This window comes from Jongsikchunia kroppenstedtii DSM 45133 (assembly GCF_000380485.1).
Taxonomy (GTDB): Bacteria; Actinomycetota; Actinomycetes; order Mycobacteriales; family Mycobacteriaceae; genus Jongsikchunia; species Jongsikchunia kroppenstedtii.
The window spans coordinates 1-4,211 of sequence record NZ_AQYG01000014.1; the positions used below are offsets into that span (position 1 = coordinate 1).

Consider the following 4,211-nt stretch of genomic DNA (forward strand, 5'->3'; position numbering starts at 1 on the left):
TTCATCATCAGCCATGATCTTTGCTCCTAGACTTTGTGCCAGCAGCCGTCGATCCACTGCTCGGCGCGGTATCGAAGGGGATGAGTGGTCTGCGCTGACCGCGCTGCAGCATCGAATTCCCATCTTGTGCCGTCTTGTCCGACACCAATCGTGCGGATCCTGTTGAGCCAGTCGGTGTTTTCGGGCGCATACAGGTGCATCTGGGTGCCGCCGTAGCCGTCGGGAACATCCCTGAGGCCGGAGCCGGCACACGGTAGGCCGCCCAGTCCGTATTGACTCCGATGCGCCGGGCTAGCACCGAGACGGGCGCAGGATCGGCGCCTTGCCGGTTATACGAGAAGTAGGCAGTCCACTCTAGATTGCTGGTCGCGCAGAACGGGGCACGTTCTTCTCCGGGCATCGACAGTGGTTCGAGGCGCTCGATGTTCGCTGCCCGCGGCCCCTCGAGATGCTGGGCACGATTCGTTCCGGGATGCAGCGATTCGCCCCACTGCACCATTGTCGTGGCAGTGGTGGTCAGGTCGGCGTTGATGAACCCGACCCGCGAAGTAGTCGGTCGCCATTGATCCCACACCGACTGATCTGGGCTGGTGGTCATTTCGCTTTGGTCTCGTTCGTTGATCGGGAACTTATGGCTACTGGCTGGTAGGGATGAGGTTGGTCAGCAGTGGTAGCAGGTAGGTGGAGGTGGTGCGGCCGGCCACCGCGGCCACATCCCGGTGGCCGGTGCGGCAAGGGGCCGGATGACGATGATGGGGATGTCGTCGAGTCCCCAACGGACCGGGCACGGTCCAGAGCAGCACCAAACCGTTGGGGTCGTTGGCCTGCAAGGGGCTCAGGTGGGGGGCCGCGGTTGCTGCTGGGCAGATCGAATTTCGGTTAGTGAAGACTGAAAGCATCGAGGACCCGAACGACCACGACTGGCGACTGATCACTCACCAACCTATGTAATCTGTGTGCAGCCCACATGCTCTGTTCGGGGTAGGACCACCCCAAACCCAACGGCACCCACTTTTCCTCTTGAACGTAAGCCTGATATCGCTGGAACCCGATAGGTTCGCCATAACCATGTTCGGGGTGGAAATTCAGCGCCGATTCGGGCCAGCGGTAGCCTCGCGGGCCTGCGGGCCATTTCCACTCGCGTGCCTGGCCGCCGTCTTCAGGCAATACGACAAGTTTCTCTACGATACTGGCCATCGCAGGGACCCCCAGACCGAATCGATCTACGACTTGCCACGCTAGCTCTGATTGCGTCCTAGGCAGAAGCGCTGTCGGAAACCCTCCGTCCACGACAGTCCGGCCTAGTAGCAAATAGCTCATGGGGGTGCTGTGGTCGACTGCATCAAGCGGTGGACCATGTAGTGCCTGCAGTTGCCATTCATGCCAATGGTCACGGTTGCGATCACTCATGCGGTCTTGGGGCCCTATCGCCGTGCAACGCGGACGGACGGGTCACAGAGGCAGCATGCTCGGCGAACCCCGCCTTTGCAGCCGCACTGATCAGCTGATATTCCAACTCGTCCTCCTATGGGATTGGTGGAGTCGGGTTGCCCGTAGGTTCGGGTGGCCAGCGGTAAACGGTGACCACGGCTGAAGGATCGATGGGTCCGGGTATCTGTCATGGGATGGCCCAACCCGGTCAGGTGCCGGATGACGTCTGGACGTGCGGGCCGGGTTCAGTGGCTGATGATCGTCGCGATGGCTACGGCGATGCCGAAAACCGCGCCCATTGCGAATCCAGTCAGAAACAGGGACCTGACTGTGGGTAGAAATCGACGGTCACTCATTGTGAAGGCGCCTTTCGTAGACGGTCGACCGCGGCAGTGGTCAGGGTGCGCAGCGCGTCCAAATCTTCTGCAAGCTGTTCGCGTTGGTGTGTGGTGGTTGTGAAGATCGATTCGATCAACCACCATGCGCCGGTATCGCCGACCAGGTAGTACGAGCACTCCGCCCACAGCGCCACCGAACTCGCCGGATCGATGTAGCTGCCCGAGCAGGTGACCTGCGGTAGGGCAGGGCCGTCACGGCGGACGGTGCCGGGGCTGCTGCCGAGTCGGAGTAGCTCAGTCGCTGGCGTGTCGAAGAGATCTGCTGGTGGTCTGAAGGTGAAGCCGTAGGTCTGGATGATGGCGTTGGGGACGAACTGTCGGTCCTGTTTAGTTGGCGCAGCGATCGCGACCGAGTTCGCGGCGATACCGGCCGGAGCGACGCGCCGCCAGCCCACTGGGAGGCGTGTGTCGAAGTCGTCGCCGGTGTTGAGAACGATTGCAACGGACTCGCCGGCCGCGGCAAGCCGTTCCAGAGGGCTCAACAGGTCGGTCCTCACGAGTAACCCATTAGGTGCATCACGCCGCGCACAGCTGCGGCGCCAAGCGCCACACCGAGATAGGCCACGAAAAACCCAGCAAATAGTCCGGCCGCCCAGATCGCTCCACGGCCCTGGAGGTCTTGCGCCCACCGGTCAGCTGAGAACAACGGACGAATAGTCTTCCTGACATCGGTTCGGCCGCGATGCCGAGACTGGTGCCGGGCCATCAATCGAACCACCCACCAATCGTCTTGAACACTTCGCCGCCGCCCTTACCGATGTCCTTGCCAAGACTCTTACCGAAGGTGCTGCCTGCAAGCGCGCCGACGCCCATACCGATCACGGTACCGGCAGGTCCGAACGACGACCCGATGAACGCTCCCGCTTCGGCTCCAGCCCAGCCGCCGCCGAACGCGCCGAACCCTTCGCCGACCGCCTCAGGCCCGGTGGCTTTGCCGTTTGCGTAGTCGTTGTAGGCGTCGATCCCAGATATCGCGGCATCGGACACGAATCCGATGCGCCCGACTAGTTTGCCGGCTCGTTCCAGTCGTTCTGCTTCTTCTGCGCTCACAACAGGGGCAGCGTGCTTCCCGGAGGAATTGATCTCTTCCAGGCTTCGGCCGCCACCCTGCATCAGGCCTGACCCGAGTGCCTCAGCAGGCCCGGCATACCCGGCTTCTTCGAGCTCTTTGTCGGTGGCCTCGATAGTGTGGCCGGTGCTCGGGTCGGTGATGATGTTGGTGGGCGATCCATCTGGTGCGGTACCCCGCACGACGCTGAAACCGCCCGCGCGCAACTGCTGGCGGGTGACCGCTTGTTGCTCTTCCGGCGTGTAGGGACCGGTTGGCGGAATGCCCTGTTGGTCTCGCAGCCCTTGCCAATTCGACTGCTCCACGGCGTGCTGCGTGGCCTGTGCCGGGTCGATGGGCTGATCAACTGACCGGCCGGTAGATGGATCCGTGTACTGATTGACCCGTGTGCCGTCGGCAGTCGTGCCCGACGTCGCGGCCAGGCCTGCCGACCGTGCCTGGTTCCGGTCAATGGCCGCTTGCTCGTCCTGGGTGTAGGGCCCGGTGGGCGGAACAGATAGTTGGTCATCGAACGCTTGGGCGTTCGATTGAGCAACGGCCTGCTGGGTTGCTGGCGATTGTCCGGTCACTTGGGCGCTGGTTTGCCCGTTCGACGGATTAACGTAGACGTTCATCGGTGTGCCATCGGATGCTGTGCCGCTCACCGCGCCGAGCCCGCCCGCGCGTGCCTGGTTGCGTTCGTTGACCGCTTGCTCGTCTTGGGTATAGGGGCCCATCGGCTGCACCAACGACTTATCCGAAAGCGCCTGCGCGTTCGATTGCGCCATCAACTGCTGAGTCTGCTGCGACGGCGGCTGCTGTCCGGGCTCGCCGTTGCCGTCCGGATCGCTCGGCGTGCACGCACCGATGGTCGGGTCTGCCAGGATCGGGTAGAGGGCGTCATCGTCGGGTGCGACGTGTTGGACGAGTCTTCCATCGGAATCGACTGTGTACCAAGTCTTTTGTGGCCGTCCCAGCGAGTCGTAGGCCCAGGGTTTGTCGATCTGGCGGACCGGGTTTCCGTCCTTGTCCACGACGGTGGCTGATCCGTCCGGGTTGATACGGATGTGCCCGCCCGGAGGGACATGTTCGTCGAAGGTGTAGGTCTTCGGGCTGGTCGGGTCGTTGATCAGCACCAGGTCCGAGTTGCCGACCCGGCCGCGTTCGCTGCCACCTGCTGGCAGCAGCGACGGCGCCGGTGGTTCGCCACCGCCCACGATCGCGGGAGTCTTTTGTCGTTGCAGTCGTAGCCGCCAGGTTGCGCCGACCACCAGACCGGCCGACGCGACGGCGAGTAGGTCGGTGGTCATCGGGCTGGTGCCGTCGTTGGGTAT

The 4,211-nt window shown here is 63.0% G+C and carries 1 protein-coding gene and 1 pseudogene; both read right to left on the reverse strand.

The window, feature by feature from the left end:
- Window positions 1–1,783: 1,783 nt before the first annotated feature.
- Window positions 1,784–2,326 (reverse strand): hypothetical protein, encoded by a 543-nt coding sequence (locus G341_RS0100160; protein ID WP_155826644.1) that lies wholly within the window; start codon window positions 2,324–2,326, stop codon window positions 1,784–1,786.
- 208 nt (window positions 2,327–2,534) lie between these two features.
- Window positions 2,535–4,211 (reverse strand): annotated as a pseudogene (locus G341_RS20450) (hypothetical protein); the annotation flags it as partial.